The organism is Paramesorhizobium endophyticum (assembly GCF_014640615.1).
GTDB lineage: Bacteria > Pseudomonadota > Alphaproteobacteria > Rhizobiales > Rhizobiaceae > Paramesorhizobium > Paramesorhizobium endophyticum.
This window is the reverse complement of the sequence record NZ_BMHH01000071.1, coordinates 1-1,512: the sequence shown is the minus strand read 5'-3', so window position 1 is coordinate 1,512 and position 1,512 is coordinate 1. Positions and strand designations below refer to the sequence as shown.

Below are 1,512 nucleotides of genomic sequence, written 5' to 3'. Positions count from 1 at the left end.
GCGGGCAAGCCGCTTGCGGGGATCTGTGCGGGGGGCGTCCAGTAATGGACGTCCCTACCGCGAACCGCGAGCTCGACGCCCGCTCGATCTTCGAGCTCTACGAAATCCGGGCGGTTCTGGAGGAAACGGCCGTCCGGCTTCTCTGCGAGCGGGCCAGTGACAATGACATTGCTGCCCTCACCGAGAACGAATATCAAGATGGCCTGCTTTATTCAGGACGGACGATCCGCGAGGCGAGCGCAGCCGACGAAGCGTTTCATCTGGCGATCGCCAGGCTTTCCGCCAACCGCGAACTCTATCGCCAACTGGCATTGATCAACGAGCGGATCCGGTTCATCCGTTGGGTCGACATGGCCGCGGCCGTCACCCGCACCAAGGGCGAGCACAGGCGCATCATGGACGCCATCCTTATTCGCGACGCGGATGCGGCGGTCCTGCTGATGCGTGGCCATATCGTCAAGCGCATGGATCAGATCGTCGCTTCGGTACGCGAGGGCTATTCGAACATCTATGTCGCCGGGCCCGAGGAACTGTTCGAACGCCGGCTTCAGAACGAGGAAAGCAGCAACGAATGAAGGCGCAGGGCGGTAAGTCGGTCTATGGAGCATCGGTGGGCATACTGATGCTGGAGGCCCGGTTTCCACGCATCCCGGGCGATATGGGCAATGCGACCACCTGGCCCTTCCCTGTGCATTACAAGGTGGTGCGCGGCGCTTCGCCTGACCGGGTGGTGTGCAAGGGCGCTGAAGGTCTGCTGCCCACCTTTATCGCTGCGGCGCGCGAACTGGTTGACGATGGCGTCGATGGCGTCACCACCAATTGCGGGTTCCTGTCGCTCTTTCAGGAAGAGCTCACAGCCGCCTTGCCTGTACCGGTGGCAACGTCATCCCTGATGCAGGTGGCCATGGTGAACCGTCTGCTATCACCCGGTCGCCGGGCCGGTATCCTGACGATCTCCGCCTCGACTCTGACACCTGCCCATCTTGCGAAGGCAGGCGTGCCCGAAGGCACTCCGATCGGTACGACGGAAGGCGGACGCGAGTTCACCCGTGCTATCCTCAGCAATGCGATGGAACTGGACGTCGCGGCGGCGCGCGCCGACAACATCGAGGCCGCCCAGGCGCTCGCCGCGGCACATCCCGACCTCGGCGCACTGGTGCTGGAGTGCACCAACATGGTCCCTTATGCCGCCGATATCCGCGAAGCGACCGGGCTACCGACATTTTCCATCGAGACTTTCGTGCGTTGGTTTCAGGCAGCGCTGGTTCCGCGCCGCTATGGTGCGAGCTGAATTTCTTCCCGAACCCGACATTGCCGGCGCGGACGCGCTGCCTTGCGGGGCGTAACGGCTCGTCGTTTCTCGTCGCCAGCCGGAGATTCCGCTGTTTTCCGCATGGGTTTTGTCTTAATCCTCGCCAGTCGCGACATTGCTTAGTGGAGACGCATTGTTGTCGGAGAAGCCGCGATACCGCAGATGGCTTCGGTTGAGATGTGCCCGCATTGCTTCGCGCG

Annotated in this window: 2 protein-coding genes; both read left to right on the top strand. The window is 62.6% G+C overall.

What is annotated here, in order from left to right; all coding sequences use genetic code 11:
* A partial coding sequence (locus IEX53_RS23590; RefSeq protein WP_210311707.1) for a GntR family transcriptional regulator occupies window positions 1-575 on the top strand: 575 nt, incomplete at its 5' end.
* Complete coding sequence (locus tag IEX53_RS23585; RefSeq protein WP_188826605.1) at window positions 572-1,291, top strand: aspartate/glutamate racemase family protein; 720 nt, start codon at window positions 572-574, stop codon at window positions 1,289-1,291. The genes IEX53_RS23590 and IEX53_RS23585, both read left to right, overlap by 4 nt.
* The last annotated feature ends 221 nt before the right edge of the window (window positions 1,292-1,512 follow it).